Source organism: Thermomonas sp., assembly GCF_035369645.1.
GTDB lineage: Bacteria > Pseudomonadota > Gammaproteobacteria > Xanthomonadales > Xanthomonadaceae > Thermomonas.
In genome coordinates, this window is sequence record NZ_DAOOUM010000046.1 from 1 (window position 1) to 18054 (window position 18054).

Consider the following 18054-nt stretch of genomic DNA (forward strand, 5'->3'; position numbering starts at 1 on the left):
GCCGATGGCGTGCACCCCACCTCGGGCGCGCACAAGGCGTTGGCCGACTTGGCCGTGTCGATGATCGACGGCCCGCGCCAGATTGCGGTGCTGCCGCATTCGGCGGCGATGGTGGGACGTTCGCGCGCCAGCATGGTGGATAGCCAAGTCAGCAGCATGGCGATGTCCAAAGCGGAGGGCATGCAGTGGTGGGCCGATGTGCGCGGCGACCAACAACGCTTCAACCAGTCTGCCGGGTTTGATGGCATGGGCGGCACCGGTTCGTTTGGCCTGGGTTGGCACGCGGGCAATGTGGTGTATGGCGCATTTGCCGGTTACGGTCGCCAGAAAATCGACTTTGGGTTCGATCGCGGCGACTTCCGTCAAACCGATGCCAGCATCGGTGGCTTTGTTGGCTGGGCGGGCGACAGCGGCCTGTGGGCCAATGGTCAGCTGAGCTGGACCAAGTTGAGCTACAAGGTGGATCGCCAGGTTGAACTGGGCAAGGCCGTGCGCATCCACAGTGGCTCACCCGATGGCACCAATCTCAGCGCTGGGGTCAGCACCGGTTGGAACTTCAAACACGGCAACTGGCAGACCGGCCCGGTGTTGTCGTTGGTATGGCAAAACATCCGCGTGGATGGCTATGCCGAAAACAGCACCCAGTCCAGCGCACTGGCATTTGCCAAGCAAGACGGCGATTCCTTGGTGGGTAGTGCCGGTTGGCAGACCAGCTATAGCATCAACGAACACCTGCAACCGTTTGCACGGGTGAGCTGGAACCACGAATACAAAAAAGCCCCGGCGCAAGTGTGGGCGCAATCGCAATCGTTGACCGGCTCACTGCCGTATGCCGTGCCCGGCGTGGCGTTTGACGATAGCTATGGCACCTTGGCCGTTGGTTTGCGCAGTCAGCTGATGGGGATGGATGTCACCGCCGGCAGTAATCTGAGCATCAACCAGAAGGGCGGCCACGACACCACGTTCTTCCTGACCGTGGGCGGTTCGTTCTGAGTGACAATCTGAGTGGCGATGCAGCGTGCGCAGCCGCGCGCGTTGCATCCTTGGTGGCCAAGGTCTTAGACTGGCGACCCGCGCGGGTGTAGTTCAATGGTAGAACTGCAGCTTCCCAAGCTGCTAGCGTGGGTTCGATTCCCATCACCCGCTCCAGATAGTGTTTGCACATGCGTGTGTCACATTGCCAACAGGGCGGCATCCTTTCGGGTGTCGCCCTTTCTGTTGGAAGATAGCGCCGACCGGTTTTGGCAATCACACGGATGGATCGCAATGAAGCTCGCCATTTTGTCGCGCAACAGCAAGCTGTATTCGACCCGACGCTTAGTGGAAGCCGCACGCACGCGCGGTCACAGTGTGCGCGTGTTAGACCCCTTGCGCTGCTACATGCGGATCAGCAGTGCAGGGTTTGATATGCGCTACAAAGGCAAACCGGTGGCCGGATACGATGCGGTGGTGCCGCGCATCGGTGCATCGATCACGCGCTATGGCTGCGCGGTGCTGCGCCAGTTTGAATTGATGGGCAGTTACTCGCCCAACAGTGCATCGGCCATCGCGCGCGCGCGCGACAAATTGCGCTGCCATCAGGTATTGGCTGCGCGAGGTATCGGGCTGCCGGTCACCGTGTTTGGCGATAACCCCGACGACACCGGCGACTTGCTGGCGCTGCTGGGGCCGCCGCCGCATGTGATCAAGCTCAACGAAGGTACCCAAGGCGCGGGGGTGATGTTGACTGAAAAACCCTCGGCCTCGCGCGCCACCATCGAAACCCTGCGCGGGCTGTACGCCAATTTTCTGGTGCAAGAATTCATTGCCGAAGCCAAGGGCGCTGACCTGCGCTGTTTCGTGGTGGGTGACCAAGTGGTGGCGGCCATGCGGCGGGTGGCACCGCCGGGCGATTTTCGTTCCAACTTGCATCGCGGCGGTACCGCCAAGCCAGTGCGGGCCACCAAGGCCGAGGTGGCCACGGCCGTGCATGCCGCAAAAATCTTGGGTCTGGGGGTGGCGGGTGTGGATCTGATCCGCAGCACGCGCGGCCCGTTGGTGCTGGAAGTGAATTCTTCACCGGGGCTGGAGGGGATTGAAGACGCCACCGGGATCGACGTGGCCGGCGTGGTGATCGAACACATCGCACACAGAGCGCAAGCACAACAAGCTTGCAACATCGAATTGACAGATTCTTAATTGCCGTTCTTCCAAGATAGCCACGCCGCTGAACTTCCCCCCAGCGGTCATGCAGGGCATAAGTGACGTTTCGGCCCGGACGCTCCCACGTCCGGGTCTTTGTTTATGTGCGCTTGCCTGCAATGCCCATCAGCTGTGCAAGAATCACGGAACCGGCGCTGGATGCGGCGGTCTGAGTCCATCAAACCGTCCATTTTGGAAATCAAGCATGCGCATTTTGGTCATCGAGGACAATTCCGATATTGCCGCCAATCTTGGCGATTATCTAGAAGAGTGCGGGCATACCGTGGACTTTGCCGCCGATGGCATCACCGGCTTGCACTTGGCCATCGTCCACGACTTTGACGCCATCGTGCTGGACTTGAACCTGCCCGGCATGGATGGGCTGGAAGTCTGCCGCAAGCTGCGCAACGAGGCACGCAAGCAGACCCCCGTGCTGATGCTGACCGCCCGCGATTCGCTGGACAACAAATTGGCCGGCTTTGATTCCGGTGCCGATGATTACTTGATCAAACCGTTCGCGTTGCAAGAGGTGAACGTGCGCTTGAATGCACTGGCGCGCCGTGGGCGCGGCCTGCCGGTGCGGGTGTTGAACGTGGGCGATCTGGAGTTCAATCTGGAAACCTTGGAAGTGCACCGGCAGGGCAAGCCGATCCAACTCAACCCGACCGCGTTGAAAATCTTGCAGGCCCTGATGGAAGCCGCGCCGGCAGTGGTCACCCGCCAAGATCTGGAAGCCCGTGTGTGGGGCGAAGAATTGCCCGACTCCGACTCCCTGCGCGTGCATATCCACGGCCTGCGCGCACTGGTGGACAAGCCTTTTACCAGCGCCATGATCCAGACCCGGCATGGCATTGGCTATCGCATTGCCGCAGCGGAAGCCGATGGCTGAAGTGCCCGCATCACGAGTGCCCACGCCTGGTCGGCGGCGGCTGCGTACCCGCATCATCGTCTCGTTCGCGTTATTGGGCTTTGGCCTGACGGCATTGTTCGCAGTGGCGATGCTGCATCTGCGCAATCGGCTGGAAAACCAATTGATCGAAAAAACCTTGCAGCGCGAGGTGGTCAGCTTGGTGCAGCAAGTGGAAACCCATCCAGAGCGGCAGCCGTATTTTTTGATGTTCGATGCACGCACGTTCAGCGATGACAATGCCTTCAAAATCAACCCGCTGTACCGTGACCTCAAGCCAGGTCTGCATGAAGTACGCGAGCATGACGCCACGGGCGTGATGCAGGTGTACAAAGTGGCGGTGCGGCGTGGTTTGAGCCAGCAAACTGGCAAGCCCTTCACCAGTTTGGTGCGCTACAACGTCACCGATGCGGCGGCCACCTCGGACTTGCTGACGCGTTGGTTGCTGGGTGCGGTGTTGGCATTCAGCCTGTTCGCATTGATTTTGGGGTGGTGGTCGGCATCCAAGGTGATGGCCCCAGTGTCGGATTTGGCGCAGCGTCTGCGACGTTCGGGGAATAGCTCGGCACCGGAAGCACTGGCCCCCAATTTCCCCGACGACGAAGTGGGCGAGCTGGCCAAGGCGCTGGATGATTACGCCGCGCGCTTGACCGAGGTGGTGCAGCGCGATCGTGAATTCAATGCCGATGTCAGCCACGAGCTGCGCACGCCGCTGGCAGTGATTCGTGGCGCGGTGGAGTTGTTGTTGACCCGGCCCGAGCTGGACGAACGCACGCGCACCCGGCTGGCGCGCATCCAACGTGCCGAGCAGCAATGCACCGACTTGATCAGCGCCTTGCTGCTGCTGTCACGCAACGAGCGCGCGGTTGGTCAGTGCAATGTGGCCAAGGTGGCGCAGCAGCAATTGGACAGCCATCGTGCGCAGTTGGCCGGTAAGCCAGTGGAATTACGGTTGGAAGGGGAACCCAGCCTATTACTAGACGTGCCCGATTCGGCGCTGGCGGTGGCATTGGGCAACCTGATTGGCAATGCGGTGAAATACACGCCCAGTGGTGAAGTGGTGGTGCGGGTGCTTCCCGCCGCGGTGGAGGTGATCGACTCTGGCCCGGGTCTGAGTGCCGAGGACGCCGCGAAGCTGTTCACCCGTGGCTATCGCGGCACCCATGCCGGACATTCACAGGGCGGTGGCATCGGTTTGTCGATCGTGCGCCGCCTGTGCACCTTGTATGGCTGGGATGTGCAGGTGCGCCCCGGTGAGGTCAACGGCGTGGTGGCCACGCTGAGGTTTGCTTAACTCGCGGCATAATGTGCAGCATGTTTTCTAAGGATGCCCGCATGAACACCCCCACAGCTGCACCGTTGACCTACCGCGTCACCCTGTCCGATCACGCCCGTAGCGATGCGCAGCGCGCGGATATCCTTGCGGGTGAGCTGGGGTTTGGCAAATATTTCACCGACCATATGGTGGCCATCCAATGGGACAAAGCGCAGGGTTGGCACGATGCGCAAGTGCGTGCATACGGCCCGCTGTCGCTGGACCCGGCGGCGTCCGTGCTGCATTACGGGCAAGAAATTTTTGAAGGTATCAAGGCGTATCGGCATGCCGATGGCTCCATTTGGACCTTCCGCCCCGAAGCCAATGGCGCGCGTTTGCAGCGCTCTGCTGCGCGTTTGGCCTTGCCGCAGTTGCCGGTGGCCGAGTTCACCGAATCGCTGCGCCAGTTGGTCGCGGTCGATCACGCTTGGGTGCCGTCGGCACCGGAAAGCAGTTTGTATTTCCGCCCGTTCATGATTGCCACGGAAGCCTTTTTGGGGGTGCGTGCGGCGCAGGCGGCGGGGTATTACATCATCGCCAGCCCGGCCGGTGCGTACTTCGCCAAGGGTGTGGCCCCTGTGTCGATCTGGCTGTCGGAAGACTATGCGCGCGCGGCCAAGGGCGGTACCGGTGCGGCCAAGTGCGGTGGCAATTACGCAGCATCGCTGTTGCCACAGCAAGAAGCCTATGCGCAGGGCTGCTCGCAGGTGCTGTTCCTCGACCCGGTCGAAGGCAAGTATCTGGAGGAACTCGGCGGCATGAATGTGTTCTTGGTGTACCAAGATGGCCGTATCGTCACCCCAGAACTGTCCGGCAGCATTCTGGAAGGCATCACCCGTTCCAGCATCCTGCAATTGGCGCGCGATCGTGGCCTGACGGTGGAAGAACGCAAAGTCACCATTGATGAGTGGAAGACAGGCGTGGCGTCGGGTGCAATCAGCGAAGTTTTCGCCTGCGGCACCGCTGCCGTGGTGACCCCGATTGGTGAACTGAAAGGCAAGGGTTTTGCCGTGGGTGATATCAACGCGCCTGCCGGTGAAGTGACCATGTCGATCCGCAAAGAATTGACCGATATTCAGTACGGCCGCCTGCCGGATCGTCATGGCTGGTTGGTCAAACTGGCCTAAGTCAACGCGAAACACGCTGCTGTTGCTCAGCATTCCCGCCTTCGCGGGAATGCTGGTACGTGTTCCGTGTGCCACGGGCATACGCACTACAAGCGCAGCGCTTGGGCGGGGCGTACGCGTGTTACAGATGCACCCACCAGCAGTCCATGCGGCGACGCAGACCGAAGCGCGTATTGCTCGGGGTGGCGCTGTTTTTCAATACCTGCGTTGCCAGCAAGCCAAGGACACGCGCTGGGGCTGCGGCAGGCTTCAGTAGTGCGCCTGTCGTCTCGTCAAACCGCAGCGGGGCATCTGTCTGCTCGCTAGGGTTGGAGCGCACCACTTGCACATCCACTAAAGAACGGTCGGCGATGGCTTGCAGGCGGTCCATGGTGGCATTGGCGATGCTGGTGCCGCTGCCGGCCCAGTCATACAAGGCGGCAATGCGGTTGGCATCGCCAGACTGAATTGCCGCCGCAAGGGCGTCGCCTAATTCTTGCGGGTTACGTGCACAAACGGTGCGCCGCAAAGACGCGCCGCCAGCACTGGGTGGGGGAGGCGCCAAGCGTTCACGCGCACCGATGTCCTCGCACTGGCGATCGGTGTAAATCATGCTGCCATCGGGCAAGGTGCAGTGCTTGACCTGTGCCTGCGCCAAGGGCATCCATAGCAATCCAAGCAGCAGGCACGCAAGGCCGAGAAAAGTTCGCATCGGTGCAGGGTACGTGCTGGCCTGCATGGTGGGAAGCCCAGTGCCGCAGCGTCACCCGCTACGCATCACGCATTACTCTAGGCGCTGCAAAATCGCCTGCGTGGGTTTTGCCAGGTTCAACGTATAAAAATGCAGCCCGGGTGCGCCGCCGGCAATCAAGCGTTGGCACAGCTGGGCCACCACGTCGGCGGCAAATTCGCGGATTGCGCCGGCATCATCGCCAAATGCTTTCATGCGCTGCACGACCCAGCGTGGAATCTCGGCACCGCAGGCGTCCGAAAACCGGCGCAACTGGCTGAAATTGGCAATCGGCATGATGCCGGGGATGATGGGAATATCCACACCCAAGGCGCGCACGTCATCGACAAAGCGGAAATACGCATCGGTGTTGTAGAAATACTGCGTGATTGCGCTGTTGGCACCGGCATCGGCCTTGATTTTGAAGTGGCGCAAATCGGCCTGCGCGTGTTCGGCTTGCGGGTGGGTTTCCGGGTAGGCTGCCACTTCGATGTGAAAATAATCGCCATGTTCCTGCCGGATCAATGCCACCAATTCACTGGCATAACGCAGGTCACCGCTGCGTGCCATGCCCGAGGGCAAATCACCACGCAAGGCGACAATGCGCTCGCATCCCAACGCGCGGTACAGCTTGAGCAAATGGCGGATTTCTTCGCGGCTGCCGCCCACGCAGGTCAAATGTGGAACCCCCATCACGCCATGGTCGCCACGCAAATGCTGCACGGTTTCTGGGGTGTGGCTGAGCGTGGAGCCGCCGGCACCAAACGTCACCGACATGAATTGCGGGGCATAGGTCTTGAGCTTGCGCACGCTGCGGTCGAGCTGCTCGCGCTGTTCGTCGGTCTTGGGTGGATAAAACTCGAAGCTGATCGGCAACATCGGGATCGGTCGATGGAGAAGATGTGGCAAGTATATATCGCTTGTTCGCGATAAAGCGATATATTAGATGTCGTCATCAGCCAAACCCTAGCAACAGCCGTGTGTCATGCGCGCTTGGGGTTTTGCTGCCATCTCCCCTGTAAAATAGGCGGTTTTCACCCTTGCGATGATGGATCACGACCCGCTGGCACCGCCGCCTGCGCCAACGTTCATTCGGCTATTGGCGCGTGTCACCACGCTGTCACCCAGCCCAGCGGGCGAGCGTTTGTTGGATTATCTGGCGCAGTGGTTGGATTGGACGCGCGCGGTGGCCTTATCCAGAGTGTTGGATGCGCCGCTGGCGTTGCCGCTGCGCGATGACGACCACGGTGCGGGTGTTGGCAGCGATGCGCTCATCCAAACCCAGCAACAGTTGCGTGATGCGATTGATGACGATGCATCGTGGCGCGCGCTGGCCACGCAGACCGGGGATACCGCCGAGCAAGCGTATGCACCTTTGCGTCAGCATTACGTTGCCTTGCAACGCAAATTACAGGCCGCAAGTGGGCGCTTGCGTGGGCAGCTGCGCGATCAATTGAGTCAAGCGGAGCCGCAGCGCGCCCGACTGGCTGCGTTGGACGCACACATGGATGCCCTGCTCAGCCCGCGCGAGCACAGCTTGCTGGGTGCCATCCCGGAGTTGCTGGGTCAGCGTTATGCCCAGTTGCACGCGCAGGCACCCGCATCGCCAGCGGAGAGTTGGCAGCACAGTTTTCGTACCGATATGCGTTGCGTGTTGCTGGCCGAATTGGAGCTGCGCTTCCTCCCTTTACATGCGTTGCAGGCTGCATTGCGGCCCTAGGAATGAGTTCAATGCGTCAACCTTTGTTATGGCTGTTGTTTGCACTTGGCTTGCTGGTGGTGGGCTGGGTGGCGGTGATGCATGCAAGTGCAAGCCCTTGGATTTTGCTGGTCTGCCTGCTGATTGCGCTGGTGTATGCGGTGGGCGGCATCGGCTTGCTGCGCTATCGCAAGGCCACTGCCAGTGTGCAACGTGCATTACAGACATTGCCGCCAGCGCAAGGTTTGGAGGACTGGCTGCAACAGCAGGATGGCTCGTTGCGCACTGCGGTGCGGTTGCGCATTTTGGGTGAGCGTGTTGCGTTGCCCGCGCCCAGCTTGCCAGCGTATTTGTCAGGGGTATTGGTTTTGTTGGGCATGCTGGGTACCTTGTTGGGCATGATGGCGGCCTTGCAAGGCACCGGCATGGCGCTGGATACCGCCAGCGATTTGCAGGCGGTGCGCGACTCGCTGGCGGCACCTGTGCGCGGCTTGGGTTATGCGTTTGGTACATCGATTGCGGGCATCGCCACCTCGGCGGTGCTGGGCTTGCTGACCGCGCTGTGCCGGCGCGAGCGGTTGCAAGTGGCGCGTGATTTGGATGCGGCCATCGCCGGCCCGTTGCAGATCTACACCCGCGATCATCGGCAACAAGACAGTTGGCAGTTGTTGCGCCAACAGACCGAGGCGATGCCGGCGCTGGTGGCGCGTCTGCAAGCGCTGGCCGACACCATTGAGCAACGCGACCACACCAATATCCAACAGCAGCAAGCGCGGCAAGATAGCTTCCATGCCCGTACCGAGGCGGCATACACGCAATTGGTGGCAGGCGTGCAGCAGGCCTTGCAGGCCAGCATCAGCCAAGCGGCCGAAGCCAGTAGCCGCGCCTTGCAGCCAGTAGCACAGGCCACGATGGAGGCCATCACCACCAGCACGCGCGCGGTGCACAGTGAGTTGTCGCAAAGCCTGCAAACGCAATCGCACCACAACAGCGCGTTGTGGCAGGCGGCAACCACCACCATTGCCGATCTGTTGCAGCAGGCGCAGGCAACCCAGCAGCAAACCCAAGCGGCGCTGTTGGGCGATGTGCGCAATGCGTTGCAACAGTGGGATGCAAGCATGGCAACGCGGGCGCAGGCATTGCTTGAAAATGTCACCACGCAATTGCAAACCGCAACGCAAGCCCATGCCGCCGCTTGGGCGCAGGCCATGACGCAGCAGCAAACAACGCATGCGGCCCTGCTGACGCAGCAGCAAACGACGCATGCCGCGTGGGCGGCAGCGCAGCAGGAGATGCAGGTAGCGCATGCCGCCAAACAGCAAACGGTTGTTGCCGAATGGGTGACGACACAGCAAAATTCGCTGGCACAAATCGTTGCAGATGTGGGGCTGCAAGCACAGGCGCTGTTGCAACAAATGGACACGCAGCAGCAGGCCACGCTTGCGCAATGGGAACTGCGTGAAACACAGCGGCAGTCGGAATGGCAGGCATCCGAGCAGCAGCGACAAGCGGCTTTGCATGCCGGTGCGCAACAACAGCAACACGCGCTGTGCGAGGCCATGCAACACACCGCCAACGGTATTGCCGAGCATGCGCAACAGCAAGCCAGTGCCACCCTCGATGAGATCGCCAAGTTGCTACAAACCGCCGCCGAAGCACCGCGCGCGGCGGCGGAGGTGGTGGCCGAGTTGCGTCAATCGTTGTCCGACAGCCTGCGCCGCGACACCGAAATGCTGGACGAGCGCAACCAACTGCTGACCACGCTGGGGCAGTTGTTGGCGGCTATCAACCATGCCTCGCACGAACAAAAAGCCGCGATCGACGCACTGGTAACGGGTGCCTCCGATTTGCTGGAACGCACCGGCAGTCGCTTTGATGCTCGTGTTGATGTCGATACGCAACGCTTGGATGCCGCCGCCACTCGCGCCGCTGCCGGTGCGGTGGAAGTGGCCAGCGTGGGCGATGCATTTGCCGTGGCCGTGGCGACGTTTGGGCAGGTCACTGTGCAATTGTCCGAGCGACTGGAGTGCTTGGAAGGCGCGTTGGAAAAATCGCTGGCACGCAGTGATGAGCAGTTGGCTTATTACATTGCCCAAGCCCGCGAGGTGGTGGACCTCAGTTTGCTATCGCAACGCCAGATCGTGGCCGACCTGCAAACACTATCGGCATCACGCACCGCTACGACGATGGCAACGACATGAGCTTGGAGCTAGAAGACGACGACAGCTTGGAGCAAGGCGCGCCCATCTGGGCCGCGTTTGGCGATTTGATGGCGGTGCTGCTGGGCGTGTTCGTGCTGATTTTGGTGGGCGTGATCGGCGTGCAATTGCATTTGGAAGGAAAGCTGCACGAAGAAGTCCGCCAGCGTGAACTGGCCGAGCAGCGTCGGCATGCGCTGGAGCAAGCCTTGGCTGCCCCGTTGGCCGAGGGCCGCATCAGTTTGGTCGATGGGCGCATTGGGATACGTGGCAGCGTGTTGTTCGCGAATAATTCTGATCAGTTGCAGCCGCAGGGCCGCACCGTCTTGAACGGTCTGGCTGGCCCGTTGGCAGACTACTTGCGCGCACGCAGCGAAGTCTTGATGGTCAGCGGGTTTACCGATGACCAACCCGTGCATGCCGATAACCGACATTTTGCCGATAACTTAGAACTATCCGCACAACGCGCGTTGACGGTGACGCGCGCATTGGTGGATGCCGGGGTACCTGCCAGTGCCGTGTTTGCCGCCGCGTTTGGTGCGCAACAACCCTTGGCATCCAATCGTGATGCAACCGGCCGCGCCCGCAACCGACGGGTGGAAATCGCCCCGATGCCGCGCCCGCAGCAAACCACGAGTAAGCGTGGTGATTGAGGATGCGGTGACGGAGGGCGTACTCGCCTTGCAACTGCGCTTGGATGCACTGCGCCAGCGGCAAAATGGCCGCGCGAGCCGCGTGGCCCTGTATCGCATCGAAGCGCTGTTGCAGCGATTGCCCGCGCAAGATGCCAGCGTGCAAGCGGCGTTGCGCGTGCGTGTGCGGACATTACTGGATGCCTGCGAGGCTAGCTGTGCTGCGTCACCACGGGCTGCAAAAGCGGCACCTGCGCAAGTAAGTCACGCATTTGCGGAAGTCCTGCGTTTGCTGTCGCAAAAACATGCATCAATGGATGCTGCCGACATGGCCGCGCCGGGGATGGCATCGGCGCCTTCGGTCGAGCACCTGTTGGACACCGCACGCGCCACATGGCGTGATCTGCGTGCGCAAACGCAGCTTCGGCAGGCCTTGGCGCAGCCGGCGGAAGATGCAGGCCCGCTCAATTCCAGCCGCTTGGTGGCACGCACATTGGAGGCAATGCGCGCGGTATCGCCGGCATATCTGGAGCAATTTTTGGCGTATCTCGACGTCTTGGCGGGCATGGCTGCATTGGTTGGCGAAGCTGCCGTTGCGCCGGCGACAGGATTGCCAGCACGCAAGCCCGCGCGCACACGCAGCCGCAAACGTGCAAGCAAAACCGAAAGCATCAGCAGCACACCAATAAACACTGAAACCACGACAGACTGACCAATATCAAGGCAGTCGCAGGGTGGTTGTCGTTTCATGGGGCATCCCATATTGGCGGTTCCCTATGAATGACGACGGAGTAACTATTGGCCGCATCCTGCGCGCCGGTGATGGCCTTGAAGGTCACTTGCAGCGCGTGTTCGCGCAGTCGCCAGCGGCGGTATGGGCGATGCTGACCGAGTCTTCCGAAATGGCGCAGTGGCTAGCCCCAGGCAGTATCGAACAGCGCCTAGGCGGCAGTGTCCGGATTGATTTTGCCGACAGCGGTAGCGTGATCGATAGCTGTGTGTCCGCGTTCGAATTCGGCCGGCTGTTGGAGTATTCGTGGAGTAGCGGCACGCAACCGCAACGGCCATTGCGTTGGGAATTAAGCGAAGCCGCAGGCGGCACGCAGTTGCGGCTTTGCGTGAAGGTGCCGGCCAATGAGGATTTGGCCAAAGCCTGCGCAGGGTTTGAAGGGCATTTGGAAATGCTGGCCGCAGCACTGGAGGGCGTGCCGATCAAATTCCCGTTCGATGTGTTCTTGCAAGCGCGTAAAACCTACGGCAAACAGATGCAATCTTTCGGGTAGGGGCGCGATTTATCGCGCCCGCAACCCAGACCATCGTGCCGCGATCAAATCAATACCGGTAATGCTCCGGCTTGAACGGTCCATCCACGGCCACGCCGAGGTAGTCGGCTTGTTCTTGAGTCAGCGTGGTTAGCTTCACGCCAATTTTTTCCAGATGCAGGCGCGCCACTTCCTCGTCCAGCTTCTTCGGCAGGATGTACACCTTGGTGGTGTAGCTGTCTTTGTTAGCCCACAAGTCGATCTGCGCCAAGGTCTGGTTGGCAAACGAATTGCTCATCACAAAACTGGGGTGGCCGGTGGCGCAGCCCAAATTCACCAAGCGGCCTTCGGCCAGCAGGAAGATGCTGTTGCCATTGGCCAGCGTGTACTTGTCCACCTGCGGCTTGATGTTGGTATGGATCAGACCCGGCAAGGCTTTCAGCGCGTCCACTTGGATTTCGTTGTCGAAGTGGCCGATGTTGCAGACGATGGCTTGATCCTTCATCGCCTGCATATGCTCGACGCGGATGATGTCCTTGTTGCCGGTGGTGGTGACATAAATATCGGCGCGGCCCAGCGTGTTTTCGAGGGTGGTGACTTCATAGCCTTCCATCGCCGCTTGCAAGGCGCAGATCGGGTCGATCTCGGTGACAATGACGCGGGCACCATACGCGCGTAGCGAGGCCGCCGAGCCCTTGCCTACATCGCCATAGCCACACACCACCGCCACCTTGCCGGCCAGCATCACGTCCATCGCGCGCTTCAGGCCATCGGCCAGTGATTCGCGGCAGCCGTACAAATTATCAAACTTGGATTTGGTCACCGAGTCATTGACGTTGATGGCCGGCACCAACAATGTGCCGGCCTCGGCCAGCTGATACAGACGATGTACGCCGGTGGTGGTTTCTTCGGACACGCCCTTCCAGTCGGCAACGACGCGGGTCCAGTAGCCGGGGCGCTCGGTGGCGACGCGCTTGAGCAGATTCTTGATGACTTGCTCTTCGTGGCTGCCCGAGGCGGAATTCACCCAACTGCTATCGCCCTGTTCCAGTTCATAGCCTTTGTGGATCAGCAAGGTGACATCGCCGCCGTCATCCACCACCAATTCGGGGCCGGTGAGGGTGCCATCGGGCAGGGTGAAGGTCAGTGCATCCAGCGTGCAATCCCAATATTCCTCCAAGGTTTCGCCCTTCCACGCAAACACCGGTGTGCCGGTGGCGGCAATCGCAGCAGCAGCGTGGTCTTGGGTGGAAAAAATATTGCAAGACGCCCAGCGCACATCGGCGCCGATGTCTTTCAAGGTTTCGATGAGGACGGCGGTCTGGATGGTCATGTGCAGGCTGCCGGTGACGCGCACGCCTTGCAGCGGCTTGGTGCTGGCGTGCTTTTTGCGGATTGACATCAAGCCCGGCATTTCGTGCTCGGCGATGTCCAATTCTTTGCGGCCCCAGTTGGCTAGGGCGATATCGGCGACTTTGTAGTCACCTTCAGTCGAGAAGGTTTGGGTGTGTGCATGCATGGCAAAACTCCGTGAGTGCAATGGTTGCGGTCACGGGCGCCGTTGTTGCAGGAAACCTCACCAAGCCTGGCCGTGCTGTCAATGCAGCGACACGGTCGCAGCGCCCCTCGGTGTAGCCGGCCATTATAAGTGGTGGCGAGTGCGAGTTTGAGATTTGGGAAATTGAGGAGGTTGAGGATGTTGACGCAAGATGCGTGATGCGTGATGCTTTGCATCAGCAACATACCGAGGTATTCCGGATGCGAACAACCTTGCAATTGGACGAAGACATTTTGTCTGCCGCGCGTGCGCTGGCGGCGCAGCAGGGCCGCACGCTGGGGGAAGTGGTGTCGGCATTGGCACGCAAAGGGCTGACGCCTGCGGCCGCACCCAAAACCCGCAACGGCATTCGCTTGATGCCGGTACGCGGCGATGCCAAACCCACCGGGTTGGACGTCATCCATCAATTGCGCGATGACTTGCCGTGGGCACCGTGAAACAAAACACGCGGTCACGGATTGCCGATGCCAGTGCGCAATGGCGGTCTCCACCCACCACGTGGTTATTGGATGTCAATGTCTTGCTTGCGCTGCTAGACCCCGTGCATACCCATCACGCATTGGCGCATGCGTGGTTTGTCGATGCCCGCGCGTCGTGGGCCAGTTGCGCCATCACCCAAAATGGCGCGTTGCGGATCATGGCGCACCCACGCTATGGCAACGCGGTTGCCACCGTCGCGCTTGCGGCGGAATTGCTGGGCGATTTGTGCGCGCAACCCGGGCATGTGTATTGGCCGTCAGGGTTGAGCTTGCTGGATTCGCCCATCATCAATCAGTCGCGTTTGCTAGCATCCGAACAAGTGACCGATACCTACCTGCTGGCGTTGGCAGTGCAGCACGGCGGCAAGCTCGCCACCTTCGACAAAAAACTCATCACCAGCGCGGTGCGCGGAGGTGAGGCTGCGAAGTTCGTGATTGGTGAATAACCCAAAGATCACCCGTCCAGCGCTTCCCAGCGCGCAAAACAGGTGTCCAACTCAGCTTGCAGTGCTGCCAATTCGGTATTGGCACGTAGTTGCGCGGCAGCATCTTGGCGATAAAACGCGGCGTCTTGCATGCTGGCGGTACGGCTGGCGATGTCGGTTTCCAGTTGTTCGATGCGCGCAGGCAGCAGCTCCAATTCGCGCTGCTCTTTGAAGCTGAGTTTGCGCTTGCTGGCTACCGGCACAGGTGCTGGCGTGGTGGCAGGTGCCGGTGCTGGTTGGAGTGTGGCGGCTGCCGCGGCCGCGCTAGGCCGTTGTCGCAGCCAATCGCTATAGCCACCCACGTAGTCGCCCAGCCGGCCTTCGCCTTCCAGCGCCAGCGTGCTGGTGACCACGTTGTCCAGAAAATCGCGGTCGTGGCTGACCAGCAGCAAGCTGCCTTTGTAGTCCAGCAATAATTCTTCCAATAATTCCAGTGTTTCCACGTCGAGGTCATTGGTGGGTTCGTCCATCACCAATAAGTTCGACGGCTGTGCGAACAGCCGCGCCAGCAGCAGGCGATTGCGTTCACCACCGGACAGCCGGGTGATCGGCGCACGCGCACGTTCCGGCGAAAACAAAAAATCCTGCAGGTAGCCGATGATGTGTTTGCGGCTGCCGTTGATCTCCACAAAATCCGCGCCGCCGGCGACGTTTTCAATCGCGTTGCGGGTTTCGTCCAGTTGACTGCGATGCTGGTCGAAATAGGCAATCTGCAACTGCGTGCCTTGTTCGATGCTGCCGGCATCGGGCGTCAATTCGCCCAATAGAATTTTCAGCAAAGTGGACTTGCCCGAGCCATTCGGGCCGATGATGCCGATGCGGTCGCCGCGCAGGATGGTGGTACTGGCATCACGCAAAATGACCTTACTGCCGAACGCCTGCGACACGCCGGCCATCTCGATCACTTTTTTGCCCGATGCCTTGGCACCTGCGGCTTCCATCTTCACCTTACCGGTCAGTTCGCGGCGTGCGGCGCGCTCATTGCGCATCGCCTTCAAGGCGCGCACGCGGCCTTCGTTGCGGGTGCGGCGGGCCTTGATGCCTTGGCGGATCCACACTTCTTCTTGCGCCAGCAGTTTGTCGAAGCGGGCGTTTTCTTGCGCTTGTGCGTGCAGGCGTTCTTCGCGGCGACGCAGGTAGTTGTCGTAATCGCCGGGCCAACTCGTCACCTGACCACGATCGATTTCGACGATGCGGGTGGCCAGCGCGCGCAAAAAACTACGGTCGTGGGTGACAAATACCAAACTGCCGTTGAACGACTTCAAAAAGCCTTCCAGCCAGTCGATGGCCTCGATGTCCAGATGATTGGTGGGCTCATCCAGCAACAGCACATCCGGGTTGCGCACCAGGGCTTGCGCCAGCAACACGCGCCGCTTCATGCCGCCGGATAGCGAGGAAAAATCCACGTCTTCCGGCAATTCCAATTTCTCCAACACCTGCGACACGCGGCGGTCCAGATCCCAACCGTGCTGCGCCTCGATTTGCGTCTGCGCATCGGCCATCGCGTCCATGTCGCCGTCGTGCACCGCGTGGTGATAGCGCGCCAGCAGCGCGCCCAGATCGCCCAGCCCCTGCGCCACCACGTCAAACACGCTGCCGTGGGTGTCCTGCGGCACTTCCTGCGCCATGCGCGCGATGACCACGCCGCCCTGCACGCGAATCTCGCCATCGTCGGGCGTGATATCGCCGGCAATCAAGCGCATCAGGGTGGATTTGCCCGCGCCATTGCGGCCCACGATGCAGACACGTTCGTTAGGTTCGATGCTCAGCGTGACTTGCTCAAGCAGCAGCGGGCCGCCGACGCTGTAGTCGACGTTTTGAAATTGAAGTAGAGGCATCTGCGTAGTTTACGATGCTGTCGCACAATGGCGACGTAACTGGCAGAGGTGGAGGACAGATGACAACCGCGCCACAGGCACCCGAGCTGCAATGCACGCAGTGGTTCAACACCGATGCCCCCGTCACCTTGGCCGCGCTGCGCGGCAAGGTCGTGGTGATCGAAGCCTTCCAGATGCTCTGCCCCGGCTGTGTGTCGCATGGCCTGCCGCAGGTGCAAAAATTGCGACAGATTTTTCCGCAAGAGCACGTCACCGTGCTGGGCCTGCATACCGTGTTTGAACACCACAGCGCGATGCCGCCGGTATCGCTGCAAGCCTTTCTGCACGAATACCGCATCCAGTTTCCGGTGGGCGTGGACACCCCAGCCACCGACGGCCCCATCCCCCGCACCATGGCCGCCTACGGCATGCGCGGCACACCCACCCTATTGCTGATTGACCGCGCCGGCCGCTTGCGCCATCAACATTTTGGACAAGTGGACGACATGGCACTGGGCGCGCAGGTGGCGTTGTTGCTGGGCGAGGGCGTGACTGCCGATGTGGATGCGTCTGCGGCATGCGCCGTGGGCGAGGCCTGCGCACGATGACACTGCGATGGACACGCGATGGTTTGGACGCTGGTTCTGATGGTGTGTTGGCACTGCCATTGAACCTGTTGGACAATCTGCTGCGCGGCGTTGGCCAGGTGATGTTTCAGAACAACAGCTATACCGGCGTGTTGTTTGTTGCAGGCATTGCCTGCAATTCTTGGGTACTGGCCTTGGCGGTGGTATTGGGCGCGGGCGCAGGGACCTTGGTGGCCGCATGGCTGGGGGCCAAGCGTGACCTCTTGCGTAGCGGCATGTTTGGCTTCAATGGCGCATTAGTGGCCTTGGCCGTGTTGGTGTTCTTGACCCCAAGTGCATTGACGTGGGCGTGTGCACTGCTGGCGGCTGCGTGCGCCAGCATTTTGATGGCGGCCCTATTGGTCCATCAACCACGCTTGCCCGCGCTAACCGCCCCGTTCGTCATCACCACGTTGTGCGTGTTTCTGGCGGCAGCGCGGCTGGGCCGGCTTGAACCCAGCGGCCTGCTACCCACCGCCGAGTTGCCGCAAACTGCCACGGTGGAAGGTGTGGTGACACTGACAACGCTGATCCACGGGGTATTTACCGGGGTGGGGCAGGTGTTTTTTCAAAACAGTATTTGCAGTGGCCTGCTGTTTGTTGCCGCACTCTTGGTGGCCTCGCCACGCGCAGCAGTGATGGCGCTGACCGGCTCCCTGCTGGGGCTACTGGTGGCATGGGCAATGGGTGCAGCAGAGCCCGCCATCCGCGCCGGGATGTATGGCTACAACAGTGCCTTGGTGGCATTGGCGCTGGCCTGCGTGTTTTTGCGCCGCAGCCCGGCGGGGTATGCCTATGCCTTGTTGGCGGCAGGCATCACCCCCTTCGTGGCGGCGGCCACCACCGCCGCACTGGCACCCCTCGGGATGCCCGCACTGACCCTGCCGTTTGTGCTGGTGGCATGGCTGTTCTTGCGCGCAGCCCCGGCGTTTACCCGCGTGCAAGTGCAGTGAAGCGAATGACTTCAGCTTGGCGGCCTTTTTCAGGGTTTCTGCCTTGTCGGTCTTTTTCCAGCTGAACGCCGTGGCTTTCTGCTTCTTGCCGTCGCCGTCGGTGTAG

The 18054-nt window shown here is 60.8% G+C and carries 18 protein-coding genes, 1 tRNA gene and 1 riboswitch; of the genes, 15 read left to right on the forward strand and 4 right to left on the reverse strand.

Going from position 1 to position 18054, the window contains the following annotated elements; translation table 11 throughout:
• From PK789_RS09285 to PK789_RS09310, 6 genes are all read left to right on the forward strand, one after another.
• A partial coding sequence (locus PK789_RS09285; protein ID WP_324308479.1) for an autotransporter outer membrane beta-barrel domain-containing protein occupies nucleotides 1-993 on the forward strand: 993 nt, incomplete at its 5' end.
• Nucleotides 994-1075: 82 nt separating this feature from the next.
• Nucleotides 1076-1149, forward strand: a tRNA-Gly gene (locus PK789_RS09290).
• A 117-nt stretch (nucleotides 1150-1266) separates the two neighbouring features.
• Entirely contained in the window at nucleotides 1267-2178 is a 912-nt protein-coding gene (gene rimK, locus PK789_RS09295; RefSeq protein WP_324308480.1) for a 30S ribosomal protein S6--L-glutamate ligase, read from the forward strand.
• Between the two features lie 208 nt (nucleotides 2179-2386).
• Nucleotides 2387-3070: a response regulator transcription factor gene (locus PK789_RS09300; protein WP_324308481.1), complete on the forward strand. Its 684-nt coding sequence runs from the start codon at nucleotides 2387-2389 to the stop codon at nucleotides 3068-3070.
• The gene (locus PK789_RS09305; protein ID WP_324308495.1) at nucleotides 3063-4382 is read left to right on the forward strand and encodes a sensor histidine kinase; all 1320 of its coding nucleotides are present in this window, start codon (nucleotides 3063-3065) and stop codon (nucleotides 4380-4382) included. Before PK789_RS09300 ends, PK789_RS09305 begins: the two co-directional genes overlap by 8 nt.
• Nucleotides 4383-4423: 41 nt before the next feature.
• Nucleotides 4424-5530 carry a branched-chain amino acid aminotransferase gene (locus PK789_RS09310; RefSeq protein WP_324308482.1) on the forward strand — a complete coding sequence of 369 codons (1107 nt, stop codon included), beginning with the start codon at nucleotides 4424-4426 and terminating at the stop codon, nucleotides 5528-5530.
• 121 nt (nucleotides 5531-5651) lie between these two features.
• Here the strand turns inward: PK789_RS09310 and PK789_RS09315 are convergent, their stop codons facing one another.
• Both PK789_RS09315 and metF read right to left on the reverse strand, forming a co-directional pair.
• A complete protein-coding gene (locus tag PK789_RS09315) occupies nucleotides 5652-6221 on the reverse strand; it encodes a hypothetical protein (protein ID WP_324308483.1) in 570 nt (189 codons plus the stop codon).
• A 72-nt stretch (nucleotides 6222-6293) separates the two neighbouring features.
• On the reverse strand, nucleotides 6294-7118 hold the full coding sequence (metF, locus tag PK789_RS09320) for a methylenetetrahydrofolate reductase [NAD(P)H] (RefSeq protein WP_324308496.1): 825 nt from the start codon (nucleotides 7116-7118) through the stop codon (nucleotides 6294-6296).
• Between the two features lie 169 nt (nucleotides 7119-7287).
• Between metF and PK789_RS09325 the strand changes: the two genes are divergently transcribed.
• The 5 genes from PK789_RS09325 to PK789_RS09345 all read left to right on the forward strand — a co-directional run bounded on the left by PK789_RS09325 (nucleotide 7288) and on the right by PK789_RS09345 (nucleotide 12051).
• Complete coding sequence (locus PK789_RS09325) at nucleotides 7288-7959, forward strand: DUF3348 family protein (RefSeq protein ID WP_324308484.1); 672 nt, start codon at nucleotides 7288-7290, stop codon at nucleotides 7957-7959.
• Between the two features lie 11 nt (nucleotides 7960-7970).
• On the forward strand, nucleotides 7971-10139 hold the full coding sequence (locus PK789_RS09330) for a hypothetical protein (protein ID WP_324308485.1): 2169 nt from the start codon (nucleotides 7971-7973) through the stop codon (nucleotides 10137-10139).
• The gene (locus PK789_RS09335) at nucleotides 10136-10789 is read left to right on the forward strand and encodes an OmpA family protein (RefSeq protein ID WP_324308486.1); all 654 of its coding nucleotides are present in this window, start codon (nucleotides 10136-10138) and stop codon (nucleotides 10787-10789) included. Before PK789_RS09330 ends, PK789_RS09335 begins: the two co-directional genes overlap by 4 nt.
• Nucleotides 10779-11480 carry a DUF2894 domain-containing protein gene (locus PK789_RS09340; protein WP_324308487.1) on the forward strand — a complete coding sequence of 234 codons (702 nt, stop codon included), beginning with the start codon at nucleotides 10779-10781 and terminating at the stop codon, nucleotides 11478-11480. Before PK789_RS09335 ends, PK789_RS09340 begins: the two co-directional genes overlap by 11 nt.
• 64 nt (nucleotides 11481-11544) lie before the next feature.
• On the forward strand, nucleotides 11545-12051 hold the full coding sequence (locus PK789_RS09345) for an SRPBCC family protein (RefSeq protein WP_324308488.1): 507 nt from the start codon (nucleotides 11545-11547) through the stop codon (nucleotides 12049-12051).
• Nucleotides 12052-12100: 49 nt separating this feature from the next.
• Here the strand turns inward: PK789_RS09345 and ahcY are convergent, their stop codons facing one another.
• On the reverse strand, nucleotides 12101-13549 hold the full coding sequence (gene ahcY, locus PK789_RS09350) for an adenosylhomocysteinase (RefSeq protein ID WP_324308489.1): 1449 nt from the start codon (nucleotides 13547-13549) through the stop codon (nucleotides 12101-12103).
• Between the two features lie 27 nt (nucleotides 13550-13576).
• Nucleotides 13577-13664: riboswitch (S-adenosyl-L-homocysteine riboswitch) on the reverse strand.
• 124 nt (nucleotides 13665-13788) lie between these two features.
• Between ahcY and PK789_RS09355 the strand changes: the two genes are divergently transcribed.
• Together PK789_RS09355 and PK789_RS09360 are read left to right on the forward strand one after the other, a co-directional pair.
• Entirely contained in the window at nucleotides 13789-14025 is a 237-nt protein-coding gene (locus tag PK789_RS09355; RefSeq protein ID WP_324308490.1) for a hypothetical protein, read from the forward strand.
• Nucleotides 14022-14513 (forward strand): TA system VapC family ribonuclease toxin, encoded by a 492-nt coding sequence (locus PK789_RS09360; protein ID WP_324308491.1) that lies wholly within the window; start codon nucleotides 14022-14024, stop codon nucleotides 14511-14513. Before PK789_RS09355 ends, PK789_RS09360 begins: the two co-directional genes overlap by 4 nt.
• Nucleotides 14514-14521: 8 nt before the next feature.
• Here PK789_RS09360 and PK789_RS09365 read toward each other — a convergent pair whose 3' ends face one another.
• The gene (locus PK789_RS09365) at nucleotides 14522-16390 is read right to left on the reverse strand and encodes an ATP-binding cassette domain-containing protein (RefSeq protein ID WP_324308492.1); all 1869 of its coding nucleotides are present in this window, start codon (nucleotides 16388-16390) and stop codon (nucleotides 14522-14524) included.
• 59 nt (nucleotides 16391-16449) lie between these two features.
• On the opposite strand from PK789_RS09365, the gene PK789_RS09370 reads away from it, so the two are divergent.
• Both PK789_RS09370 and PK789_RS09375 read left to right on the forward strand, forming a co-directional pair.
• Nucleotides 16450-16977 carry a redoxin domain-containing protein gene (locus PK789_RS09370; RefSeq protein ID WP_324308493.1) on the forward strand — a complete coding sequence of 176 codons (528 nt, stop codon included), beginning with the start codon at nucleotides 16450-16452 and terminating at the stop codon, nucleotides 16975-16977.
• Nucleotides 16974-17948 carry an urea transporter gene (locus tag PK789_RS09375; protein WP_324308494.1) on the forward strand — a complete coding sequence of 325 codons (975 nt, stop codon included), beginning with the start codon at nucleotides 16974-16976 and terminating at the stop codon, nucleotides 17946-17948. Before PK789_RS09370 ends, PK789_RS09375 begins: the two co-directional genes overlap by 4 nt.
• Nucleotides 17949-18054 lie beyond the last annotated feature (106 nt).